At 43.2% G+C, this 21,825-nt stretch carries 18 protein-coding genes and 1 pseudogene; 11 read left to right on the top strand and 8 right to left on the bottom strand.

All coding sequences use genetic code 11. From position 1 onward, the window contains the following. Positions 1-95 precede the first annotated feature (95 nt). Positions 96-2,117, bottom strand: a complete 2,022-nt coding sequence (locus JMV76_RS04075; protein WP_201501738.1) for an ABC-F family ATP-binding cassette domain-containing protein — start codon at positions 2,115-2,117, stop codon at positions 96-98. Positions 2,118-2,584: 467 nt separating this feature from the next. Between JMV76_RS04075 and erpA the strand changes: the two genes are divergently transcribed. The 8 genes from erpA (at position 2,585) to JMV76_RS04035 (ending at position 11,438) form a co-directional block, all read left to right on the top strand. Then, positions 2,585-2,965, top strand: a complete 381-nt coding sequence (erpA, locus tag JMV76_RS04070; protein WP_045443732.1) for an iron-sulfur cluster insertion protein ErpA — start codon at positions 2,585-2,587, stop codon at positions 2,963-2,965. A gap of 349 nt (positions 2,966-3,314) precedes the next feature. After that, complete coding sequence (gshA, locus tag JMV76_RS04065) at positions 3,315-4,889, top strand: glutamate--cysteine ligase (protein ID WP_201501737.1); 1,575 nt, start codon at positions 3,315-3,317, stop codon at positions 4,887-4,889. Between the two features lie 104 nt (positions 4,890-4,993). Further along, positions 4,994-5,521, top strand: a complete 528-nt coding sequence (locus tag JMV76_RS04060) for a disulfide bond formation protein B (RefSeq protein ID WP_045454815.1) — start codon at positions 4,994-4,996, stop codon at positions 5,519-5,521. Positions 5,522-6,009: 488 nt separating this feature from the next. Further along, a complete protein-coding gene (locus JMV76_RS04055) occupies positions 6,010-6,648 on the top strand; it encodes a copper resistance protein NlpE N-terminal domain-containing protein (protein ID WP_201501736.1) in 639 nt (212 codons plus the stop codon). 426 nt (positions 6,649-7,074) lie between these two features. Next, the gene (locus JMV76_RS04050) at positions 7,075-8,598 is read left to right on the top strand and encodes a Mur ligase domain-containing protein (RefSeq protein ID WP_201501735.1); all 1,524 of its coding nucleotides are present in this window, start codon (positions 7,075-7,077) and stop codon (positions 8,596-8,598) included. Between the two features lie 369 nt (positions 8,599-8,967). Continuing rightward, the gene (locus JMV76_RS04045; RefSeq protein ID WP_201501734.1) at positions 8,968-9,222 is read left to right on the top strand and encodes a GlsB/YeaQ/YmgE family stress response membrane protein; all 255 of its coding nucleotides are present in this window, start codon (positions 8,968-8,970) and stop codon (positions 9,220-9,222) included. Between the two features lie 321 nt (positions 9,223-9,543). Beyond that, positions 9,544-10,098 carry a peptide deformylase gene (def, locus tag JMV76_RS04040; protein WP_201501733.1) on the top strand — a complete coding sequence of 185 codons (555 nt, stop codon included), beginning with the start codon at positions 9,544-9,546 and terminating at the stop codon, positions 10,096-10,098. 164 nt (positions 10,099-10,262) lie between these two features. Next, positions 10,263-11,438 (top strand): type III PLP-dependent enzyme, encoded by a 1,176-nt coding sequence (locus JMV76_RS04035; protein ID WP_201502067.1) that lies wholly within the window; start codon positions 10,263-10,265, stop codon positions 11,436-11,438. A gap of 92 nt (positions 11,439-11,530) precedes the next feature. Here JMV76_RS04035 and JMV76_RS04030 read toward each other — a convergent pair whose 3' ends face one another. The 5 genes from JMV76_RS04030 to dnaJ form a co-directional block, all read right to left on the bottom strand. Then, the gene (locus JMV76_RS04030; RefSeq protein ID WP_201501732.1) at positions 11,531-12,382 is read right to left on the bottom strand and encodes a hypothetical protein; all 852 of its coding nucleotides are present in this window, start codon (positions 12,380-12,382) and stop codon (positions 11,531-11,533) included. Beyond that, the gene (locus JMV76_RS04025; protein ID WP_201501731.1) at positions 12,366-12,863 is read right to left on the bottom strand and encodes a PIN domain-containing protein; all 498 of its coding nucleotides are present in this window, start codon (positions 12,861-12,863) and stop codon (positions 12,366-12,368) included. Before JMV76_RS04025 ends, JMV76_RS04030 begins: the two co-directional genes overlap by 17 nt. After that, entirely contained in the window at positions 12,864-14,198 is a 1,335-nt protein-coding gene (locus JMV76_RS04020) for an AAA family ATPase (RefSeq protein WP_198331004.1), read from the bottom strand. A gap of 38 nt (positions 14,199-14,236) precedes the next feature. Then, a complete protein-coding gene (dapB, locus tag JMV76_RS04015; RefSeq protein WP_201501730.1) occupies positions 14,237-15,085 on the bottom strand; it encodes a 4-hydroxy-tetrahydrodipicolinate reductase in 849 nt (282 codons plus the stop codon). Positions 15,086-15,267: 182 nt separating this feature from the next. After that, entirely contained in the window at positions 15,268-16,404 is a 1,137-nt protein-coding gene (gene dnaJ, locus JMV76_RS04010; RefSeq protein ID WP_193012577.1) for a molecular chaperone DnaJ, read from the bottom strand. Between the two features lie 442 nt (positions 16,405-16,846). Here dnaJ and JMV76_RS04005 point away from each other — a divergent pair, with 442 nt between their 5' ends. Next, entirely contained in the window at positions 16,847-17,500 is a 654-nt protein-coding gene (locus tag JMV76_RS04005) for a DUF2939 domain-containing protein (protein WP_201501729.1), read from the top strand. A gap of 137 nt (positions 17,501-17,637) precedes the next feature. Here JMV76_RS04005 and JMV76_RS04000 read toward each other — a convergent pair whose 3' ends face one another. After that, positions 17,638-18,702, bottom strand: coding sequence for a disulfide isomerase DsbC N-terminal domain-containing protein (locus JMV76_RS04000; protein ID WP_201501728.1), 1,065 nt, complete (start codon positions 18,700-18,702; stop codon positions 17,638-17,640). A 422-nt stretch (positions 18,703-19,124) separates the two neighbouring features. Further along, positions 19,125-19,829, bottom strand: a complete 705-nt coding sequence (locus JMV76_RS03995) for a pseudouridine synthase (RefSeq protein WP_201501727.1) — start codon at positions 19,827-19,829, stop codon at positions 19,125-19,127. A gap of 196 nt (positions 19,830-20,025) precedes the next feature. Between JMV76_RS03995 and JMV76_RS03990 the strand changes: the two genes are divergently transcribed. Beyond that, a complete protein-coding gene (locus JMV76_RS03990; protein ID WP_201501726.1) occupies positions 20,026-20,637 on the top strand; it encodes a YigZ family protein in 612 nt (203 codons plus the stop codon). 113 nt (positions 20,638-20,750) lie between these two features. Beyond that, positions 20,751-21,799 (top strand): annotated as a pseudogene (locus JMV76_RS03985) (YheT family hydrolase). The last annotated feature ends 26 nt before the right edge of the window (positions 21,800-21,825 follow it).

Below are 21,825 nucleotides of genomic sequence, written 5' to 3'. Positions count from 1 at the left end.
GAGCCAGCGCTCTCCCTTTTTTGTGACTGTCTTTATCAAGTAAAAATAGCTTAAAAAACAATCAAAACCTGCTATTTACTATAGCGAACAGCTCTCTACTCAAAACCCGCTTCCATTTCTTCTAATGTCGTCATCAAAAGCAATAGTTTTTCTTCATTGTCACTGTGCTGCTGTTGCAATGCCGTTTGCTCATTAAGTAATAACAGCAAATCAGACTTGCGACTTTCTTCGTACAAATCCGTATCAGCCAGTTTTTCTTCAAGCGTCACGAGCTGTCCATCAATTTTAGCCAATGCTTTTTCTATCTCTTCTATCTCACGGCGAATAGGCGCGGTGAGTTTGCGTTGTTCAGCTGCCAATTTGCGCTGCGCATCTTTACTAAGCGTAGGCGTCGTCGCTTTACTTTTTGATGAATTATCAGGTGCTTTATTATTCACTTGACCATTATCTGTTTCACGTGAAACGAATTTCTTACTCTCTTTTTTACTTTTCTTCTTACTGGTACTTTTATCTGATGAGTTCTCTTGTTTACGCTTCTCTGCCAACCACTTACCGTAGTCGCTGATGTCACCATCGAACTCCTCGATTTGACCATCATGTACCAAAAACAGCTCATCACAGACGTTGGCAATCAACTCACGATCATGCGAAACCAGTACCACTGCCCCCTCAAATCCTTGCAAGGCGATGGTCAACGCTTGGCGCATTTGTAAGTCCAAATGGTTGGTCGGCTCATCGAGTACCAGAACGTTCGGACGTTGCCAAACAATCAATGCCAGCGTCAAACGCGCACGCTCGCCCCCAGAGAATAGCTCACTCGGCGTATCGATACGCTCACCGCGGAAGTCAAAGCTACCTAAAAACGAGCGTAACATCGCATCAGAGGTTTTACCGGCTAGACGACGCAACATCTCTATAGGCGTGGCCTTGGCATCCAAGATATCCATTTGATGCTGGTTAAAATAGCCTAATTTTAAGGTATCCGAAACACGATACGTCCCTGTTAATACGCCAAGCTCACCGACCAGCGCTTTAATCAGTGTTGATTTACCTGCGCCATTCATACCCAGCAAGCCAAGACGCGTATCCGGCGTCACTTGCACATTGGCATTATATAAAAGTGGCGTATCGCTGTAGCCAATATCCGCTTTGGTCAGCTCAATCAGTGGTGAGCTCATATTTGCTGGCTCATAAAAGCGGAAAGAGAACGGGTTGTCCGCCATCATCGGTGACAGCTCAGCCATGCGCTCAAGCTGCTTGATACGGCTTTGTGCTTGCTTAGCTTTACTGGCTTTAGCACGGAAACGACGAATAAAGTCATCCAAATGTGCTTTGGTCGCTTCTTGTTTTTCAAACGCTTGCTGCTGCTGCGCCATACGCTCGTGACGGGTGCGAATAAACTGCTGATAGTTACCGGTATAAAGGGTGATTTTTTGTTGTTCGACATGTAAGATATGACCGACCGTGGCATCCAAAAAAGCTTGGTCATGCGAGATGACGATAACCAGACCAGTATAGGCATTGATCCAAGTCTCAAGCCACAAAATCGCATCCAAATCCAAATGGTTGGTCGGCTCATCGAGTAACATTAAGTCCGCACGGCTCATCAAGGTTTTGGCGAGATTCAAACGCATGCGCCAACCACCCGAAAACCCTTCTACTGGCAATTCATGCTGGCTGGTATTAAAACCAAGACCTGCCATAATTTGGGCCGCTTTAGTCGGCGTACGATAGCCATCAATTTCATCAAACTGCTGATGCAATACCCCGATCTGTTCATCACTGACGCTACTCAAATCATTCAAAGAAGCATTAATCTCATACCACTGCTCATCACCGCTCAATACATAATCAATCGCAGACTGCGTTGTAGCGCCGACTTCCTGAGCCATGTGTGCCACATGCCAGCTATCGGGAATACTGACTTCACCTCTATCAAGCGTGACCTCAGTATCTCCTCTGCCCATTCGCGTCAACAATAAGGCAAATAAGGTAGATTTGCCGGTGCCGTTGTTGCCCGTCAAGCCAACTTTGTGACCCGGATGTAGCTGGAAGCTTGCCCCTGCAAACAACTCACGACCATCACGGCGAACACCAACGTCTTTAAATTCGATCATATAATCTCTTCAACTCAACAGTAATATAAAATATAAGGCAATAAAAAACACACATCTGGCATGTTAACTGGCGGCTATTATTTCAAACGCTTGCCCCATAGGCAAACGATTAAATAACTATTTCAAAACCAAGTGTTTATTCGCACAAAAAGTCTTTCTCTTAGCATGAGTTTATGGGGACAATAACTGCTAGTATCAATCAGCCACCTTCAGCCAGTAGCGTCACTCTTGACAAACGAATCAATACCCCCATTATGATATACTGCGATGAGATAAGTGCCCGTTATCAACCAAATCGTTGTAATGACACAGATATCATATTTATAATGCGCCATTAGTCATACCAATAGCCGCGCCATAATAACAGCACCCAATTGAATCAAACGCCGTGCGTATCTTTATTTGCAGCTATTTCATTGCAAACCCTAACTGGACGACCGCATTTGATCCTAGCAACTGAGGTAGATATGAACGAATCAGCCAACCAATTTAATCCAAGCGCCAGCCAGCCAGTAGACCCAACTGTTTTAAGCTTAACCGATAGCGCTGCACAAAAGGTGCGCCGTCTACGTGAAGAAGAAGGCGACAGCGATCTGATGTTGCGTGTCTATGTGACGGGCGGCGGCTGCTCAGGTTTTTCTTACGGCTTTAACTTCGCCAATGAGCTCAATGAAGACGATGCCAATTTTGACAATGACGATGTAACCTTGGTCGTCGATTCACTAAGCTATCAGTATTTACAAGGCTCTACCGTTGACTATACTGAAGGGTTAGAGGGCGCACGCTTTATCGTCACCAATCCAAATGCCACCACCACGTGTGGCTGTGGCTCATCCTTCTCTATTTAAGTTGGCAAGACGCATGACTTTTGATCAAGATACCTTCCTCGTTAGTCAACGCTATCATAAACCGCTTAACGTCGTACTTTTGAAGCATCTATCTCGTAGGTAGATGCTTCTTGTTTTATGCGTTTTTTAGAAAAAAGTAACGCGCTGTTCATAAAATTTTTTATTGAAATACCTATTAAAATCAAGATGAATGAGCGCCTGTAAAGCTTATCGTATTTGTAATTGTCCGTGGTTTTCAGGGCAGCTTTGAGCTAAACTGACGGCATTCTTAATCCAATATTTACCTTCATTATGGTCAAACGCCAGTCGTGTTTTGAGCCGCCATAATAAATAACAATAGATGACTATTATGAGTAATTTTGCGAGTAGCTTTGTGAATTTTGACATTCCTAATTGGTTTGATAGCAAGCATCTAACGGGCATGCTCCGCGGTATCGAAAAAGAAGGTCTGCGCTTAAGACCCGATGGCTACTTGGCTCAGACACCGCATCCAGCCAAACTTGGCTCAAAGCTCACCCATCCGTTTATCACAACTGATTATTCAGAAAGCCTACTTGAGCTAATTACTGACCCCAAAACCTCACCAAAAGAGACGCTAAACATGCTGCGTCAGTTGCATGTATTGGTCTATCAAGCCATGCCTGAAGGTGAGCTGATGTGGCCGCTGTCTATGCCTTGTATGCTGTCATCGAATGATGAAGACATCCCACTGGCTGATTATGGCAGCTCTAATACGGGTAAGCTCAAGACACTATACCGTAGCGGGCTTGGTATTCGCTATGGTCGGCGCATGCAAACGATTGCAGGTTTGCATTATAACTTGTCTTTTGGCGACGGGTTATTTGAAGTCTGGCAAGCTGAAATACCTGCTGCACAAGCGCAAACGCTGACAGAATTTAAAAACGAAAAGTACTTAGGGCTTATCCGTAACTTTAAGCGTCTGACCAGTTTGGTACTGTATTTACTGGGTGCTAGCCCTAGCGTTTGTCCTTGTTTCTTAGCTGGTCGTGAGCATGATTTAGAGCTACTAAACGACTCAACCTACTATAAGCCTGCTGCCACCAGCCTACGTATGGGCAAGCTTGGTTATACCAATAGTGTGCAAGAACAGCTCGATATTCGTTATAACTATCTGCCAGAGTATGTCGATGGACTGCGCCGTGCGATTCAGACTCCGCACGAAAGCTTTGCCAAGCTTGGCTTAGATGATGCCGATGGCAACCCTATCCAAATCAACAATCATATTTTACAAATAGAAAATGAATACTATAGCCCTATTCGTCCCAAACAAATCGCGATGAGCGGCGAGACACCGACCGAAGCATTAGAGCGCCGCGGTATCGCCTATGTTGAGTTCCGTGCAATCGATCTAGACCCTTATAGCGATGTCGGTATTCGTCTGTCTAGCGCTTGTTTCTTAGAGGTCATGGCACTGTACTGTCTGCTGAGCGACTCACCTGATCTATTACCTGAGGAAGAAGAGACCTTAGCCATCAATCTTGAGCGCGTGGTAAACGAAGGTCGCCGCGAAGGCTTACACATTATAAACAACGGCGAAGAGCAACTGCTTGAGAGCTGGATGCTGGTGCATTTAGAACGTATGCAACCACTTGCCGCGCTACTTGATGCGCATTATGGCGGCAACGATTACCGTGCAGCAGTCGCGTTAATGCAAGGCAAAGCAGGGCACTCTGAATCGACCATTTCAGCACAAGTAAATTCTGATAGTCAGCGTTTAGGCAGCTTATGGCAGCTTGGCTTTACCTTGGCGCAGCAGCATCGTGAGTCTTTATTACAGCAGACGCTTAGTCCGAACACCCAAGCCAAATACGAAGTGTTGGCAGAAAAGTCGATATTACAGCAAGCTGAGATTGAAAAAGCCGAAACTGAAGATTTTATGGAATTTTTACAGCAATATCGCTAAGCTTTGATTTCTGATTTCTGATTTCTGATTTCTGATTTCTGATTTCTGATTTCTGACCGCCACTTAATGTGTATAGATGACTACTTTATAAGAGTAACTGCCCGATGCTAAAGCTGACCACTTACCGCAATTTGCAAATATTTTTGGTGATAATAGCCGTAATAGGTATGAGTTTTGCGCTGTTTTTTTTACAGCGCTATATGGGATTTTCGCCTTGCCCATTGTGTATTTTTCAGCGTATTGGCCTCATAATCATGGGCAGTTTTGCTTTGATAGCCGCATTATTCAACCCTAAATCTAAGGCCGTTAGACTGGTATTATGGCTTGGTAGCTTAGCAGGTATCGGCTGGGCGACTGCCGTGGCTGGACGTCATGTTTGGCTACAACATCTACCTGCCGATCAAGTACCTTCTTGTGGCCCAGGGCTGGATTATTGGTTAGATACGCTACCCATTTTGCAAGTATTTAAAGAAGTTTTTGCAGGTTCTGGCGAATGTGCCTCTGTTGAGTGGACATTTATGGGACTGAGCATTCCTGAACAATCTTTGATTCTATTTAGTCTGCTATTGGTGGTACACGGGTTGATATTATGGCGCATTTTACGACCTGTTGCCCCTAGCCGCCTTGCTTGATAGCGAATTAGCACATACGTTGCTTTTTGCTATATCCTTCGTTTTTGCTATATCCATTTTTCCAAACGAACAGGCGTGTTTATTACTAAACGTCTGTTCTTTAATGAGCCACTATTAAATATCTCCGATAATTTTGGTTCATCATATCTATCAATGTTAAAACATTATTCTTAGCTCATGGCTAAACCTATCATAACAAAAAGGCCACAGAGATATCTTTAACCTTTGATATCTTGACACAGTTTATTTGCTTTTTGATGGGTAAAATAGCGTTTTAAATATCCATCACTGTTGACTGATTGGCGATAGGCTACCGATAGCTTCTTCTCGCCGCCTAGCCTCAGATAGCACTTGTAGTCTCGTAGTCTTCTACTCTCATTTAAACATTTATCCTTCCTATTATCTTTCCTTTTTGACAATGTATTGAGTTGTCGATAGTGTCGATAATCTTTGGAATGACTATTAAAAAACTGTTTTTTGGTGTGACCATGATATATTTTTTGCCTACTTGTTCTAACACGCTAACTATCCTCAAACGCGGTGGTCGTTGTTTGCTAGCGCTGCCCCTCTGTGTGCTGCTCATCGGCTGTGATAGTACCTCGTCTAGCGGCGATAAAGGTATGACGACTAAGGTCGCCCCTATCGATCATGTAGAAGAGAACAGCGCACAAGCCAGCGCAGAGAACTTGTCAGAGACCAATCTATTAAATGCGGGTAGTGAGCTAGATAAAGTGTCAGAAGGACAATCGCTGATTGCGGCTGCCCAATCGAGTAACGGTGCATATCCACATCAATCGCTGACACGCTCAGAGCCGGGTAATGGCACGTTACAAGCCACGTTAATGGGCGATTATGGTGGCATAGTACCCTGTAAATCTTGTGATAGCACCGATATTACATTGAATTTATTCGCTGATGGTTCAGTGCTAAAAACCAGTATAGATAACAACCCCGAAATGCCGAATACACCCCTGTTTGAGCCTGGTGTTTATCGTCAAGACAATGATATGATTACGATTGTCTATGAAGACAAAAACATTGAAGCGTATCATATTCAAGACAATCATCTTGTCTTAATGGATGAACATAAAAAACCTAACAATGACTACACCCTGTCGCGTAAATAATAAAATAGCGGCATAAACATTTAGAGGCTCTAAATTTTAGAAGCTCTGAATATAGTGATGCTCAATGAGCCAAACCATCCTTTTAATAACGCCTACTTGTTGGGCGTTTTTTATTGGTCATCATGCGGTGTTTACTTTACAATAAGTGCTTATTTTCGACGCTGCTATTTGGCGAACCTATGCTGTTTTTGTGACAGAATATAGGGTCGAAGCAATATAAAGTAGAGATAAGGCAAGCGGGCGTCAATAGTACGTTTGGTACATGAAGCACGGTTAACATCGTCACCATTTATAATATTTTAATTATAGCCAAGACTGATGATCATTAGGTTGAGCGTATCCTAGAATACACCACAGTTAATATCGGTAACTTTTGGGATAATGCTCCATTTTTATTCTTTTAATTTAAGCTCGTACGGAACGTCTATGCATATTCATATTCTTGGTATTTGTGGTACTTTTATGGGCTCACTGGCATTGCTAGCGCGCGAGCTTGGGCATACGGTCACGGGCTCAGATGCCAACGTTTATCCGCCGATGTCCACCCAACTGGAAAACGCGGGCGTGACCATTGAGCAAGGCTATCTGGTAGAGCATTTACAACCAGCACCAGATTTAGTCGTCGTCGGTAATGCCATGAAGCGCGGTATGGATGTCATCGAATATATGCTGGATACAGGTCTACGCTATACCTCAGGACCACAGTTTTTATCTGAGCAGGTATTACAATCGCGTCATGTGATAGCCGTTGCCGGTACTCACGGTAAAACCACGACGACGACTATGCTCGCTTGGATATTGCACTATGCGGGTATCGATACTGGGTTTTTAATCGGCGGTGTGCCACTGGTTGATACCACTGATGAGCATTTACAGCACGTCTTCGCTCACAGCAGTTATTTGGGTGCGGATAAAATTGATAATGACGATTCGGTAAATACTGGCTATTTCGTTATCGAAGCGGATGAATACGATTCTGCATTTTTTGATAAGCGTTCAAAGTTCGTTCATTACCGTCCGCGTACGGCTATTTTAAACAACCTAGAATTTGATCATGCGGATATTTTTGCGGATCTTGAGGCCATTCAGACCCAATTCCATCATATGGTGCGCATGATTCCAAGTACGGGCAAAATCATTATGCCCACAGCGACTGCCAGCTTAGAGGAGACGTTAGCGAAAGGGGTTTGGACACCCGTTTGGCGGACAGCCGTATTGGAGTCAGCGGCACATAATACCTATGCAACAGATAATACCCACGCAAAAGATAAGCATGTAAAAGATAGTAGTGATTGGCAAGCTGAACTTATCAGCGAAGATGGTGGTCAATTTGCGGTTAGTTTTGCGGCTGATATTGCTGATAAAGAAGCCACGGGAGTCGTCGATTGGTCGATGAGCGGCATGCATAATGTGAATAACGCCTTGGTTGCTGTCGCAGCGGCTTATAACATCGGCGTCAGTGTTAAAACTGCTTGCGCGGCGTTATCAGCATTCGCTGGCATTAAACGTCGGATGGAGCTGATTGGCGATGTCAATGATATCTTAGTCTTTGATGATTTTGCCCATCATCCTACAGCCATTACTACTACTTTAGACGGTGCCAAGAAGAAGCTGGCGGACAGACGCATTTGGGCGATTATTGAACCACGTAGTAACACCATGAAAATGGGCATTCATCAAGACAGCTTGGCTGAGTCTGCTGCTCTCGCCGATCATACCTTATGGTATGAGCCGACAGGACTGGAGTGGGGTTTAAAAGAAGTCATTGAAAATGCCAATAGCGCAAATCCTAACATGGGCAACCAACAGGTGCTCTCTAGTATCGATGCTATCATCAAGCATATCGACACGCACGCAAAAGCGGGTGACGCCATTGTGATTATGTCGAATGGCGGTTTTGAAGGTATTCATCAACGCTTATTAACTGCGCTACGTAATAAAGCCACTTAATAAAGCTACGCAACAAATAATCTAGCTGGTCTAGTTCTGGTGTCAAATAAGAGCGTTGCTTATTATAAATGAGCAACGTTTTTTTATGATCAACTTTTTCTGACTACTTGCGATTACTATAGAAAGTATCAGTATTAGGGAGCGTCGATATCCAAAAATGCCTTAATATATAAATGGCGTTTTCGACTTCACTACCTTTGTAACCTTTCATTTACCTATTCTACCTGCATATTAGCAAATCTATGATTTTCCTCACATAGCTCATACACTGGTAACATTTCGCGCTTACCTTTACGTCTATACAGTGCTTACAATGAGCTTATCAAAATTGATTAACTATTATAAATGATAATAAATTAGGAGAATAATATGAGCTTTATTTGGATGATTATTGTAGGTCTGGTTGCAGGTTTATTGGCACGAGCTATCAAGCCAGGTAGCGACCCGATGGGCTGGATAATGACAATTGTATTGGGTATCGTCGGTGCTTTATTAGGTGGCTTCTTAGCTGGTCTTATCGGTTTCAATGCTGATGGCGGCTTTACTGGTTTGATATTCTCAGTAATCGGTGCGATCATCCTGTTATTTATCTATGAGATGATTATGAGCAAACGTGGTGTATAACTTTGCACTTTTGGTTAGACGTTTTAGTTGTACAAAACGACTTTAATGACTTAGAAATGACTTGATTCACTATTCACTAAACTCAATTTACTAAAAAGCAACTCTACTTATGCAAGTCAGATTACATCTAATCTAGCTTATATAAATCAAAAAGCCTTGCGAATTGCAGGGCTTTTTTATGCCTATAATAAAAGCGACCTCCCTCATTTTTTACGATGATAAAAAGCAATAATTGTGCGAAAGTATTGATAAGCATTACTTTTGTCCCCATTTATCCTATAATATCAACCCTATTTTATCCCTATCATTGAGGTGAGCGTTATGGCTTTACTCCCTATTTTAAATTACCCAGACCCGCGCCTGCGTACTATTGCTACGCCTGTTAAGGAAGTGACTGCTGAAATCAAAACCTTAATCGCTGATATGATTGAGACGATGTATGAGGCACAAGGTATCGGTTTGGCAGCAAGCCAAGTGGATCGTCATATTCAGCTCATCGTCATGGATCTGTCTGAAGATAAAAATAGCCCTAGAGTTTTTATCAACCCAAAGGTGACACCATTGGTAGAAGAGAAACAGCCCTATGAAGAAGGTTGTTTGTCCGTACCTGAAGTCTATGACAGTGTCGAGCGCCCAAACAAAGTGCGCATTGAAGCCTTAGATGAGAATGGTCAAAAAATCGATGAAGAAGTAGAAGGCTTACTCGCGGTATGTATCCAACATGAAATGGATCATTTAAATGGGGTCATATTCGTCGATTACCTATCACGTCTCAAGCAAACTCGTGCTCGCGATAAAGTGCGTAAAATCGTTAAAATACGCGAAAAACAAGGCGAACAAACGGCGGATAAACAGCCACAGCCCAGCCATTCTTAGTCCATTCATCATCTAAGCTATTTTTACGTCATTTAATCAGCATGGACGCAAGGTTTCATTACCTGTGAGATGCGTGATGACACTAATGTGAGATGACAATGACGTGATGCGAGCATTTACTCTTTAACACCTACTGTCTTTATTAAAGGTTTCCTACCATGACCATGATCAAAATTGACCAATATTTTGACCCTGCCGGCTGGCAGAAATTCACTCAAGCTGCTGAAGGTCGCGAGACGCCATTTTTGGTCGTGGACCTTAGCCGTATCAAAACCAAATATCATGAAATGGTTGGGTTTTTTCCCAATGCTAAAATCCATTATGCAATGAAAGCCAGTCCTGCTGTTGAAGTGATTAACTTGCTTGCTGATCTTGGTTCGAACTTTGATTGTGCTTCCATCTATGAGCTTGATCGCGTACTAGACTGCGGCGTTGAGCCATCGCGTATCTCTTATGGCAATACCATCAAAAAAGCGGAGCATGTCAAATATGCCTTTGAAAAAGGTATTGACTTGTATGCGACCGACTCAGAAGCGGATCTAAAAAATATTGCCAAGCACGCCCCTGGTTCAAAAATCTTTGTGCGTATCTTAGTACAAGGTTCTGAGACCGCTGAATGGCCATTGTCTCGTAAGTTTGGTTGTCATCCCAATATGGCGATTGAGCTGTTGATTCAAGCTCGTGATTTGGGTCTAGTGCCTTATGGCATCTCATTCCACGTCGGTAGTCAACAAAAAGACGTTGCCGCTTGGGATGATGCGCTAGCCAAGGTCAAATACATGTTTGACTGGATGAAAAACGAAGAAGATATTAAGCTACAAATGATCAATTTGGGTGGCGGCTTTCCAGCCAACTATATCAGTGAAGTGAACCCTATAAAAGTCTACGCTGAAGAGATCACTCGTTATTTGACAGACGACTATAATGAAGAAGACATGCCAGCGATTATCCTTGAGCCAGGTCGTTCATTGGTTGGTGGATCGGGCGTATTGGTCAGTGATGTGGTGCTTATCTCGCGTAAGTCGCACACGGATTTAACGCGTTGGGTCTATACCGATGTGGGCTTATTCCAAGGCTTAATCGAGACGTTGGGAGAGGCCATCAAGTATCCGGTTTATACACCTAAGATGGAAACATCAACCAGCAAAGGCACTGTGGTACTGGCCGGTCCTACTTGTGATTCGACCGATATCATGTATGAAGAAGCGGGCTATCAATTGCCAGAAGAGCTGGAGATTGGTGATAAAATCTTTTGGTTGACCACGGGTGCTTATACTAACTCGTACTCATCTATTGAGTTCAATGGTTTTCCACCGTTAGAAGTGATCTACGTTGACTAATCTGCAATAGATTATTGTCGATAAAAAGCGCGATACTGCTCATTACAGTATCGCGCTTTTTTATACCAAAGATAATAGTAATCGATGCAAGGCTACTGCACCATTATCCAAATTGGTGTGTTTTTAGTACTATCAATGGCACGATTGCTACCATAACTTGCGCGTTGATTTTGGCTACTTTGAGAGATTTGTCCGATAGTTACCCATTGACCACGTGGGATAATAATGGTCGTGTCTAATCGTTGACCTTGAATGGCATGATTACTATTTTTCTGAGAAGCCGAATAAGAGCGTGCGAGTTTTTCTTCAACTTGTGACAATGTTACTTCGACTTGACCAGTCGGTAATAATCTTGGCGTAACCGTGATGCCTTGCGTCGTTGGTAGCAATACCTGCTGCTGAATGACAATCTGTACTGAGGAACTTTTATAATTTGTATAACTATTTACATCGTATGTTTGATTCAGCGCATAAAGCGTCCCTGTACTGATGCTGGCGGCACTACCTGACAAGGTTTGTACTTGGTATAAATTATTTGTTTGCTGTTGGCTATTGCTCTGATGAATAATCCCTGACCCTTGAATACCACGATTGCTAATAATGACCTGCCCTTGCTGAATATTACCTTGGACGCTGCTATTGTTGCCAACACGCACAGCGACCGTCAATGCCTGTGGCTGACCGTCAATCTGAGTCAATAACTGCTGTACCGCCTGATAGTTAGCGGCTGTCGTATGCAACACCAACTTGTCTTGATAGGTAGTAACTGTACCGCCGTCACGATTATTATTCAGTTGCTGACGAACAGCAGGTAATAATGCATCACCGCCATAGGTATCAATGACGTATGTTTGAAAAGTAGCTGCTTGTGCTGAGATATTGAGCGTTGAGAACACAATAACGCTTAGTAGAACTACTTTTATTGCTTTAGTAGGAGTGACCATAATGTATTAAGTCCGAATCAAGTGACCAAATAAATACGTTTACGTGTTTACGTTTATTTGCTTTGTTCTTGGCCTGAATATCTTCATACTCTTTGATAATAGACAAGTCTGTCAAACTCATACCTTCATTGGGTTTGTCGGGCGTTTTATTCTGTCCAGCTTTATCAATAAACTCATTAATCCAATTACGCCATTCTAACTTTAGGTCAAAATTGCTAATCTCAAATGGCGAGCTACCATCAAACGTTTTTTGCATCATATCAACGAACTGTTTAGCAATTTCTCGGCGTGTATCTCCATTGCCATTTTGGCTGATATGATTACCGACTTCTACTGCCACTACTAAAGGAATAATAAATCGACAGTTCGATTCAGCATAGGTTTCAAACTCATCTATAACTTTAACTCTATTCTGATTTTTATTAGAAACATTCAATATATTCAATATTATGCTGGTATCTAATATACAAATATCTGCCATCTAATCAGCCCCCTGTAGCTGATTTAGCCAGTCCAATGCTTGTTTTTTACGCTGCTCTGATGTGATTGGATGTTTTACAAAGCGCTCGACAATACCTTGAGTAACTAAGTCGCCAAGCGTTCCTTGAGCGACTAAGCCAAGATAATCATCTAAGTCTCCTAAGCGCATCAACTTGCTATCACCTTCTTGCGGGTCTCTATAGCAAAATACAACATCTGCGAGGGCTTCATCTGGTAGGGCATCCATTAGCGCAGGATTATGCGTCGATAGTAACAAATTAAGTTTACGTTCTTCGGCATACTGACGCAGTAAGCTTAAAATAATATGCGCTCGTGTGGGATGAATACTATTATCAATCTCTTCAATGACTACTGTTGAACCTTCTGGCACAGAAAGGAGGGCAGCTGCAATGCCCAATACTTTTAACGTACCGTCTGATAGTAAATCCATTGTACGTTCAACAGAAGTACTCCCAAAGCTTTCAACTAGAGCAAACTCAATACGATCACGATGATCTTTGTAAAATTTAATATCTAGAATATCTTGTTCTGGTAAGCTTTTAACTAATAACAATAACTTAGATTTGTTCTTTGCTTCTTCGCAGATATTATATAAAACTCCAGCGATATTAGAGCCATCTGGTCTTAAAATATTATCTGAAATACTATCAATACGCATGTTATTTGGTACAAAATCAAAGAAAAAAGATTGCTGTAAAAACTTGCGAATAACATTAAAATTAGTCCAAGGCTTTTTCTTCTTCATGGTTATGAATGTATCAATCATAAGAAATGCAGATATGTCGCTATTATTAGTTTTGTAAAAAGTAACTTTATCATCTGTCTGAGAATTTATAAAACCATCAAGGCCAGTATTACCTTTTGCAAATTCATCTATTTTTTTTATTAAATCTATATTATGAAGCTCTGAAAGTTGCGAAAAATAAGGAGGCTTCAAATTTTGTAATATAACAACTCTATTTTCTTGTAAATGTATAATCTCGCTCCTAAGTTCGATACTGTTTGAGCTTACTTCAAAAATGCCTTCATATTCAAAACCTGCTTCAAATTTAAATAGTAGTGCGAATTGTTCTGTTGAGTTGAACGACAAGTCTCTAATACTACCCCGAACGACTTTATCACTATCGTTAACCCTATTTTTGAGCGTAGATAAGCGCTCACCACCAGCCACCCAACTTAAAAAACGAAACGCTTCAATAGCATTGCTTTTACCTGACGCGTTCGCCCCTATCAGTAAAGTCAAAGGTGACAGCGGTAAGGTGGCTTCTTTATAGCTCTTAAAGTTTTTAATAGTGATACTAGCGTTATCTGTCATTGCCATCTCGCTTATAAGTAGATTATCTAAATCTTGCCTTACTCATTCAAACCCAACACGTCCTGCATATTATATTGCCCTACTTCTTGTTTGATAACCCAAGTCGCGGCACGTACGGCACCCGCGGCAAAAGTCATACGCGCGCGGGCACGATGGGTAATTTCAACCACCTCACCATCGGCAATAAACATCACGGTATGATCGCCAATGATTTCACCTCCGCGAATGGCATGAATACCAATAGTACCTGCTTTGCGTTCGCCCGTTTGTCCTTCGCGGCCATAAACAGCAACGTCTTTTAGATTCTGTCCACGAGCTTCTGCCACGGCTTCTGCCATCATATATGCTGTGCCTGATGGCGCATCAATTTTATGCTTATGGTGGGCTTCAATGACTTCCACATCGGCATCCTCGCCAAATGCCTTCGCGGCCATGCCGAGCAACTTTAATGACAGATTAACACCTGTTGAATAGTTACCAGCATAGACAATCGCAATTTTCTCGCTGGCTTTTGCCAACACTTGCTCTTGCTGCTTATTGAATCCTGTGGTGCCAATGACCATCGCGACATTGTTTGCCGCACAAATCTGCATATTTTGCTCAGTAGCATCAGGCAAGCTAAAGTCAATGAGTACATCGATGTCATTAATGACAACTTTTAAATCATCGACAATCTGTACCTCTAAGCGACCGATAGCGGCGACTTCGCCAGCATCCGCACCAACAAGGCTTGAGCCTTGACGTTCTATCGCGGCATTTAATGCCGTTTGCGAGTTATCTTGTACCGCTTCTATTAGCATGCGCCCCATACGACCACCAGCACCAATAACCCCGACTTTGATGGCTTGTTTATTTGTATTTTCTTGCGCTGTTATCTGTTGGCTCATATTTTTACCCTAAAAGCTCTATATTAATAAGAAAGGTTTTAAATGTTATGATGCTAAGTTTAGCAAATATCACCACCTGAATGGTTTTTTATAGCGTCAATAAAAACCCCCAGTGTTTCATGTGAAACACTGGGGGTTTTGTATCTAGTCATTTAACCAAACGAGTGATTAAAACAACTCAGTTAATCAAATAAGTCACCAATCTTTTTAAAGAATGACTTCTTATGTGGCGACTGCTGATGCTTGCTATCACCGTCGAGCGTATCTTGGAACTGGCGCAACAGGTCTTTTTGCTCGCGAGTTAAGTTCACTGGGGTTTCGATAACCACACGGCAAATCAAATCACCTTTCATGGTGGTGCGTACTGGCGTCACGCCTTTGCCGCGCACACGTAGCAACTTACCACTTTGCGTGCCTTCGGCAACCTTGATTTTCACCTTACCATCTAGAGTTGGTATTTCGACCTCTTTACCCAGTGCTGCATCAGTGATGCTAACGGGTACGTCCATATATAGATCAGCGCCTTGACGGGTAAAGACATTATGCGGTTTTACGCGTACTTCAACGTATAAGTCGCCGTTTTGGACGCCCGCGCCGCCTGCTTCACCTTCGCCTGCTAGACGGACGCGATCACCATCATCAACACCCGCTGGGATAGACACTTCTAGCGTACGTGATTTGTCTTTAACGCCATTACCATGACAGTCAGAGCATGGATTTTTGATTTGTTTACCAGTGCCGCCGCAATGTGGGCAAGCCTGCTGCACGGCAAAAAATCCTTGCTGCATACGCACTTGACCTTGACCATGACAGGTCTGACAAGTTACGATATCAGAGGCATTTTTCGCCCCTTTACCATCGCAGGTGTCGCAAGGCGCAGGCGCAGTAAAGCTGATTTCTTTTTTGCAGCCACGTACCGCTTCTTCTAGAGTCAGCTCGATCACATAACGCAAATCTGAGCCACGGCGTGAACGTCCACCACCGCCGCCACGTGATTGACCGAAAATATCGCCAAAGTTACCGAAGATATCGCCAAAAATATCTTGGAAGTTGCCACCACCTGCACCGCCAAAGCCGCCGCCACCCATACCGTTTTCAAAGGCTGAATGACCCATGCGATCATACGCAGAGCGCTTTTCTTCGCTGCTTAGTACTTCGTAAGCCATGGATGCTTCTTTGAATTTATCCTCAGCATCTGGATCATCAGAGTTACGGTCAGGGTGATATTTCATAGCCAGCTTGCGGTAAGCTCGCTTAATTTCTTTGCTTTCAGCGGTCTTGCTCACACCTAATACTTCATAAAAATCGCGCTTACTCATGGGCTCTCCTATCGTCTTTACAGTCCACCGGCCAGTCGATTCAGTAGTTCTAGTCAACCACCACCTTAATACGACTCACTATGGCACTCAGAGGTTTCACATGAAACATCATAAATAGTGAGAGAAAAGAGGTGATACTGCTATGAATCTTACAAGCGAATACGGCGGGATGCTGCTTAGCCAAATCAATTATTAAAAGTTTGCGCTATTTATGGAGATGCTATGGTGATTTATCAAGCGCTTAGGCAGGGAAAGTATCCACTATAGTGCGCTTGGCCATACAAAAAGGTTTTATTAAGGAATGAACAAAGGTTTTCATACCTTAAAAAGTCTCAGCCATGCTAATATTTATCGTTATATTTTTGGGGTTTTAGATTTATACTCACTAGTCTTAAATCTGCCCATCATTACGTTTTTGTTTTGCGATAAGGGTTTGATTTTTATGAAGAAGCTGATTATTTTATTAATCGTCATTGCAGTCGCTGTCTATGCAGGCTCGCCCTATTACAGCGCTTATCAGCTTAAAAATGCCTACGATGCCAAAGACGGCGCGACCATCGCAGCAGCGATCGACTATGAGCAAGTGCGACCTAGTATCCAAAACCAACTCACCAGTCAGTTTACGGCGACTATGTCCAATTATCCATTGGTCGCTGAGCTGGGCGGCGAACCATTGACCCAAGCCGCCAATAGCTTTATCACGCAGGCGGTGGATGGTGCTATCACCCCACAAAACATCGAAAAAGCCATCAATACCCAAGGTCAGGCCAATACCGCGACCAAAGAGCTGGCCGCTGCATGGGCAATCGCCAGTAATCAGGTCGATCTCAAAAATTTGATTCAAAATCTTATCATCCAGCGCGGTGATGTGGATGCAGTGGTCAAAAGCCAAATGCAGCAAATCATGGAAAAACAAGCCGCTGAACTGGAGCAACAGGTAGCGCAAGGGTCGGACAGTGACAAGCCAAAATTAAGCTATTGCGGTATTAATTGCTTTACTATTAGCGGTCAGGTAAAAGGTTATCCGCTCACCATCGAGATGCAGCGTAACGGCTTAATTGATTGGAAAATCGTTGATATCGTGTTGCCACAATAGACTTGCTACCTCTAACGGTTAGAAGCAATAAAAAACCGCCACATAGATTACTTATGTGGCGGTTTTTTTATCAATATTAAGGAATATCATCTCTTAATACATTTTTTATTCATAACTTTATTAAACATCTATATGAGCTACTGCACACCCAAAAATTCTAAAAACTCAGGACTCTCAAAGCTCGCTTGAAACAACACGCCATCTTCACGGTAGATAGCAGGCGTTGCCATCACCGCAAGCCCTGCTGCTTTTTCACGATTGGGCGTCACATGATCGGCTGTACAACTTGCTGGTGCAGGTGTCATTTCACCCTGCAACATTGCTTTATCAAAAGCTTTACGGCGGCTGTCCTCATCACTTTGGCACCAAATGCCACGCATTTGCTCAGGGGACTGCTCGTATATCGGATAACCAATGGTTTTGACCGTCACACCTTTGGCATTAAGCATCGGTAGCTGCTGATGCAAGCGGCGGCAATAAGGACAGTTGACATCATTGGCCACATAAATAACCGCTCTCTCAGGACTGGTCGCTGGATAATTAATCAGCTGGCTGTCATCTAAAGTCGCAAACACAGACTGATTTTTACGCTTTTCAAACTGCTCATCGAGTCCGATGAATTGACCATTTTCGATAACAGAAATCTCGCCATCAGTAATATATTGTGCATCATCCGATAGTAAAAAAGGCACGCCTTCTAATGTCGCACCCCAAATCACACCTGGCACTGCGGTATAAAAGAACGGCGTCTTAGTGCTCATATTTTTCAGCGCATCCATATTTGCCAATATATCAGCTTTGACACTCGCACTGACAGGTTTGCCTGCCTGCGCACTGGTGCTACGCGCTGGCGTCTTGGTGACTACACGCTTGCTTGGATTCTTTTGTAGCTCGCCTTGAATGACATATTTGCCATCTTCAGTGATATGCAAAGGCAACTGTCCCGCCAAATTGACTTGATACATATTGGGTAAGTTGGACGGCACAATAGAGCTAATTTGTGTTTTGATCCCTGCCTGAGTGAGCAATTGGCGCAAGCGACTGTCAACAGACTTACTAACAGTGCCAGCGGCTTTTGTATTTTGAGTACTCTGGCTCGCTTTTTGGTTAGTAGCGGCAGTATCACTAGACTGGGCACAAGCGGTGGTTGCCAATAACATGGCGCCAATTAAACTGGCAGATTTTAATAGAGATGATTTCACAGAGACAGTCCTATCTGGTTTTAATAAAAACAGCTTTTAATAACAGCGCGTTTCAGTAACAACAATTTTTAATAACCTTTAATTTTAACAACACTCAATCTTAAGAATAGCTGTTTCTAATAATACTCGCTTCTAACAATAGCTACCTTTAATAAAGATAACGATATTATGTAAAAAAATAGATTAAAAAAGATAGGCAGACTTTAGCACAAGGAATACTTCTGCAAAGGTTTAACGGTTCAATTTTGCAAAACTGCTACTGAGCTTTAAGAGATAGGCAACACAGTGGACACGCGAGACATAACAGGGTAAAAGTGATAGTTAAAAACCATGGTCAAACACTACGGTCAAAAAAAGCAGCACACGTGAAGTGGCTGCTGATTGTAAAGAAGTGCTTGCGAGTTCATTTCAAGATGAAAAACTTAGAACTTATCGACTTCTTCAGGTGTTAAAAAGCGACTGTCGCCTTTCTCTAACCCTTCCAAAGTAATATGACCGACACTAGCGCGATGCAGCTCAACCACTCGATTGCCAAAGTAACCCATCATCCGTTTTACTTGATGATATTTACCTTGCTCAAGCGTCAAACGTGCATGCGTCTCATCAATGAATTCGAGAACAGCAGGTTTTGTTTCTTCGTGGTCGCCTTCTAAAAGGATGCCTTCAGCGACTTCTTTGACGGCATTGGCTTGCGCCGCTTCATCCATCGCATCTGCTAAAGTCAGCTCATAAATTTTGGCATGTTCATGCTTAGGGCTGGTGACACGGTGCAACCATTTACCATCATCACTCATTAATAATGCGCCGGTGGTATCAACATCAAGGCGACCTGCAATGCGCAAGCTACCAAGCTCTGGCACCGCAATCAGCTCAGTGACAATTGGATGCTCTTTCACTTTCAGCGTACATTCAAAGCCTTCAGGCTTATGTAATAGAATATAACGACTGCCCGCAGCGACCGATAATGGCTCGCCTGCCCAAATCACGTCGTCATTGACCACATCGACGTGGACGCCTGGGTCTTTGATGACCTGATCATTTACCGTCACTTCACCGGCGTGCAGAATTTTTTTGGATTCTTTACGCGATAGCTCAGTGGCTTTACTCAAAAATTTATCTAGACGCATATATTGCCTACCATTCGTTTGATGATACCTACTTTACCGTAGCAGCTAACGACACCAGCACTCGCACTGAGCTTGTCCGCTATCTTCATGGGTCAGAAGTGGTACTATAATAAAAAATTAAATGAACACTGCACCCAATACGGACGACAGTGAAAGTTAGACAAGTTTACCATATCCAACCTAGACCTGATGAAATATGAGCTATCAAACGCTAAAACGTGCTGTCACTGCGCGCTTAGAAATTAAAAAATCCGAGTTTATTGCTTACGCTTATCCTGTAACCTCGCGTGAGCAGGCAATGTTTCACGTGGAACAACTACGTGAGCAATATGCCGATGCGCGCCACCACTGCTGGGCATATATCATTGGTGACCCTAATAACACTACCAGTGCTGGCTTTGATGATGATGGCGAGCCAAATGGTACGGCAGGTCGCCCGATATTAAATGTGTTGCAGCATAAAGCGATCGGTAACGTCATTATCATCGTCGTGCGTTATTTTGGTGGTATTAAACTGGGCGCAGGCGGTCTAACCCGTGCTTATGCAGGCGCAGCGCAAGCAGTCGTTGATGAGATGGATTTAAGCCCTTATGTGCCAATGGCACAAGGGCAGATATTGGCAGAGTTTGCGACCGAAGCACAATGCCGCTATGTGGTCGACAGTTTAAATGGCAATATCGATGAAGTCGCTTATAGTAAACAAGTGACATTGACCGTGACGATTGCTGACGCAGATATCGACCATTTAAAAGAACGTCTGGCGATGGATGGACGGGTATTAAATGCGTCGGAAAAAGAGAATGAGTAACCATGCGTTCACTGAGCATTCACTAAATCTTATTGGTTTTGATAACTGCCATGGGTATGATAAGGCACTGATTGTTAAAGATGATTTTAACGCCCATTAAATAAGATACCTTTATGCCAACTTCAAAACCGAGCCAACCCTTCTCTCCAGCGCCTTTTAAACCACCCTTTTGGCTGGCCAATCCGCATCTGCAAAGCATCTTGCCTAAGTTTTTTGCGCCCAAAACGCCTACTTATCGCCGTGTGGTCGAAAAGACTCGTTGGATGAAAGTGATATTGCTTATGACTTTTATGATGCACATCCTATCGCCACCGTAGAAAACAGCGAGCGTGAACAAACGCCATTAATCGTGCTATTCCACGGTATGGAAGGCAGCAGCGACAGCCATTATGCACGTGCTTTGGCGCATCAGATGCACGCTCAGGGCTGGCACTTTGTGGTGGCGCACTTCCGCAGTTGTGGCGGCATTCCTGCTAATGGCCGAGTTTTTTATAATGCGGGTGATACCGATGAGGTGCATCATGCACTGCAAAATTTAAGTCAACAGTACGCCAATATTTATGCAGTTGGGGTGTCACTGGGTGGTAACGCGTTGGCGAAATACATGGGCGAATATGGTCATAAAGCAATCTGCCGAGGCGCGGCTGTGCTTTCTGCGCCAGTTGATATGTCATCGGCGGCGCTTAGTATGCACAGCTTTTTGAGCCATCGTATCTACACCCCTTATCTGCTCAACCCGATTATCAAAAAAGCCTTAGCCAATGATATCAGCAAAGAGGAGATCGACTCGATCAAAGCGGTCAATCGCATCAGTGACTTTGACGATATCTTTACCGCGCCGCGTCATGGCTACCGCTCTAATAACCACTACTATCAAGCCTCATCAGCCCTGCCTTATTTAATAAAAGTAACGAAACCTTTATTGTTAATTAGTGCCAAAGACGACCCCTTCCTTGGTTTTACCGCCACGCCAAACGATGTGTCTAACAGTGTCACTATCTTAGACACTGAGCATGGCGGGCATGTGGGTTTTATTCGTTATCGCTCTGACAAAGACAAATCGCCGCATCTTTATAAAAAATCAAGATTTGATATCAACTGGATACCTGAAACTGTCAGTGCTTATTTTAATCATATCGGTGTAGCATCTAATAAGCCCTAAAATAAGAATACTCACCTTACCTTTTA

The sequence above is a fragment of the Psychrobacter cibarius genome (assembly GCF_904845955.1).
GTDB lineage: Bacteria > Pseudomonadota > Gammaproteobacteria > Pseudomonadales > Moraxellaceae > Psychrobacter > Psychrobacter cibarius_B.
The sequence above is the reverse complement of the archived record's forward strand: the minus strand, read 5'-3'. Positions and strand labels throughout refer to the sequence as shown.

What these genes read in the sequence shown, in the direction of transcription:
- gshA (WP_201501737.1), top strand. Translation starts at nt 3,315, where the DNA reads ATGAGTAATTTTGCGAGTAGCTTTGTGAATTTTGACATTCCTAATTGG.
- JMV76_RS04050 (WP_201501735.1), top strand. Translation starts at nt 7,075, where the DNA reads ATGCATATTCATATTCTTGGTATTTGTGGTACTTTTATGGGCTCACTG.
- JMV76_RS04035 (WP_201502067.1), top strand. Translation starts at nt 10,263, where the DNA reads ATGATCAAAATTGACCAATATTTTGACCCTGCCGGCTGGCAGAAATTC.
- erpA (WP_045443732.1), top strand. Translation starts at nt 2,585, where the DNA reads ATGAACGAATCAGCCAACCAATTTAATCCAAGCGCCAGCCAGCCAGTA.
- dnaJ (WP_193012577.1), bottom strand. Translation starts at nt 16,404, where the DNA reads ATGAGTAAGCGCGATTTTTATGAAGTATTAGGTGTGAGCAAGACCGCT.
- JMV76_RS04005 (WP_201501729.1), top strand. Translation starts at nt 16,847, where the DNA reads ATGAAGAAGCTGATTATTTTATTAATCGTCATTGCAGTCGCTGTCTAT.
- JMV76_RS03990 (WP_201501726.1), top strand. Translation starts at nt 20,026, where the DNA reads ATGAGCTATCAAACGCTAAAACGTGCTGTCACTGCGCGCTTAGAAATT.
- JMV76_RS04045 (WP_201501734.1), top strand. Translation starts at nt 8,968, where the DNA reads ATGAGCTTTATTTGGATGATTATTGTAGGTCTGGTTGCAGGTTTATTG.
- JMV76_RS04030 (WP_201501732.1), bottom strand. Translation starts at nt 12,382, where the DNA reads ATGGTCACTCCTACTAAAGCAATAAAAGTAGTTCTACTAAGCGTTATT.
- JMV76_RS04060 (WP_045454815.1), top strand. Translation starts at nt 4,994, where the DNA reads ATGCTAAAGCTGACCACTTACCGCAATTTGCAAATATTTTTGGTGATA.
- JMV76_RS03995 (WP_201501727.1), bottom strand. Translation starts at nt 19,829, where the DNA reads ATGCGTCTAGATAAATTTTTGAGTAAAGCCACTGAGCTATCGCGTAAA.
- JMV76_RS04055 (WP_201501736.1), top strand. Translation starts at nt 6,010, where the DNA reads ATGATATATTTTTTGCCTACTTGTTCTAACACGCTAACTATCCTCAAA.
- JMV76_RS04075 (WP_201501738.1), bottom strand. Translation starts at nt 2,117, where the DNA reads ATGATCGAATTTAAAGACGTTGGTGTTCGCCGTGATGGTCGTGAGTTG.
- JMV76_RS04025 (WP_201501731.1), bottom strand. Translation starts at nt 12,863, where the DNA reads ATGGCAGATATTTGTATATTAGATACCAGCATAATATTGAATATATTG.
- def (WP_201501733.1), top strand. Translation starts at nt 9,544, where the DNA reads ATGGCTTTACTCCCTATTTTAAATTACCCAGACCCGCGCCTGCGTACT.
- dapB (WP_201501730.1), bottom strand. Translation starts at nt 15,085, where the DNA reads ATGAGCCAACAGATAACAGCGCAAGAAAATACAAATAAACAAGCCATC.
- JMV76_RS04020 (WP_198331004.1), bottom strand. Translation starts at nt 14,198, where the DNA reads ATGACAGATAACGCTAGTATCACTATTAAAAACTTTAAGAGCTATAAA.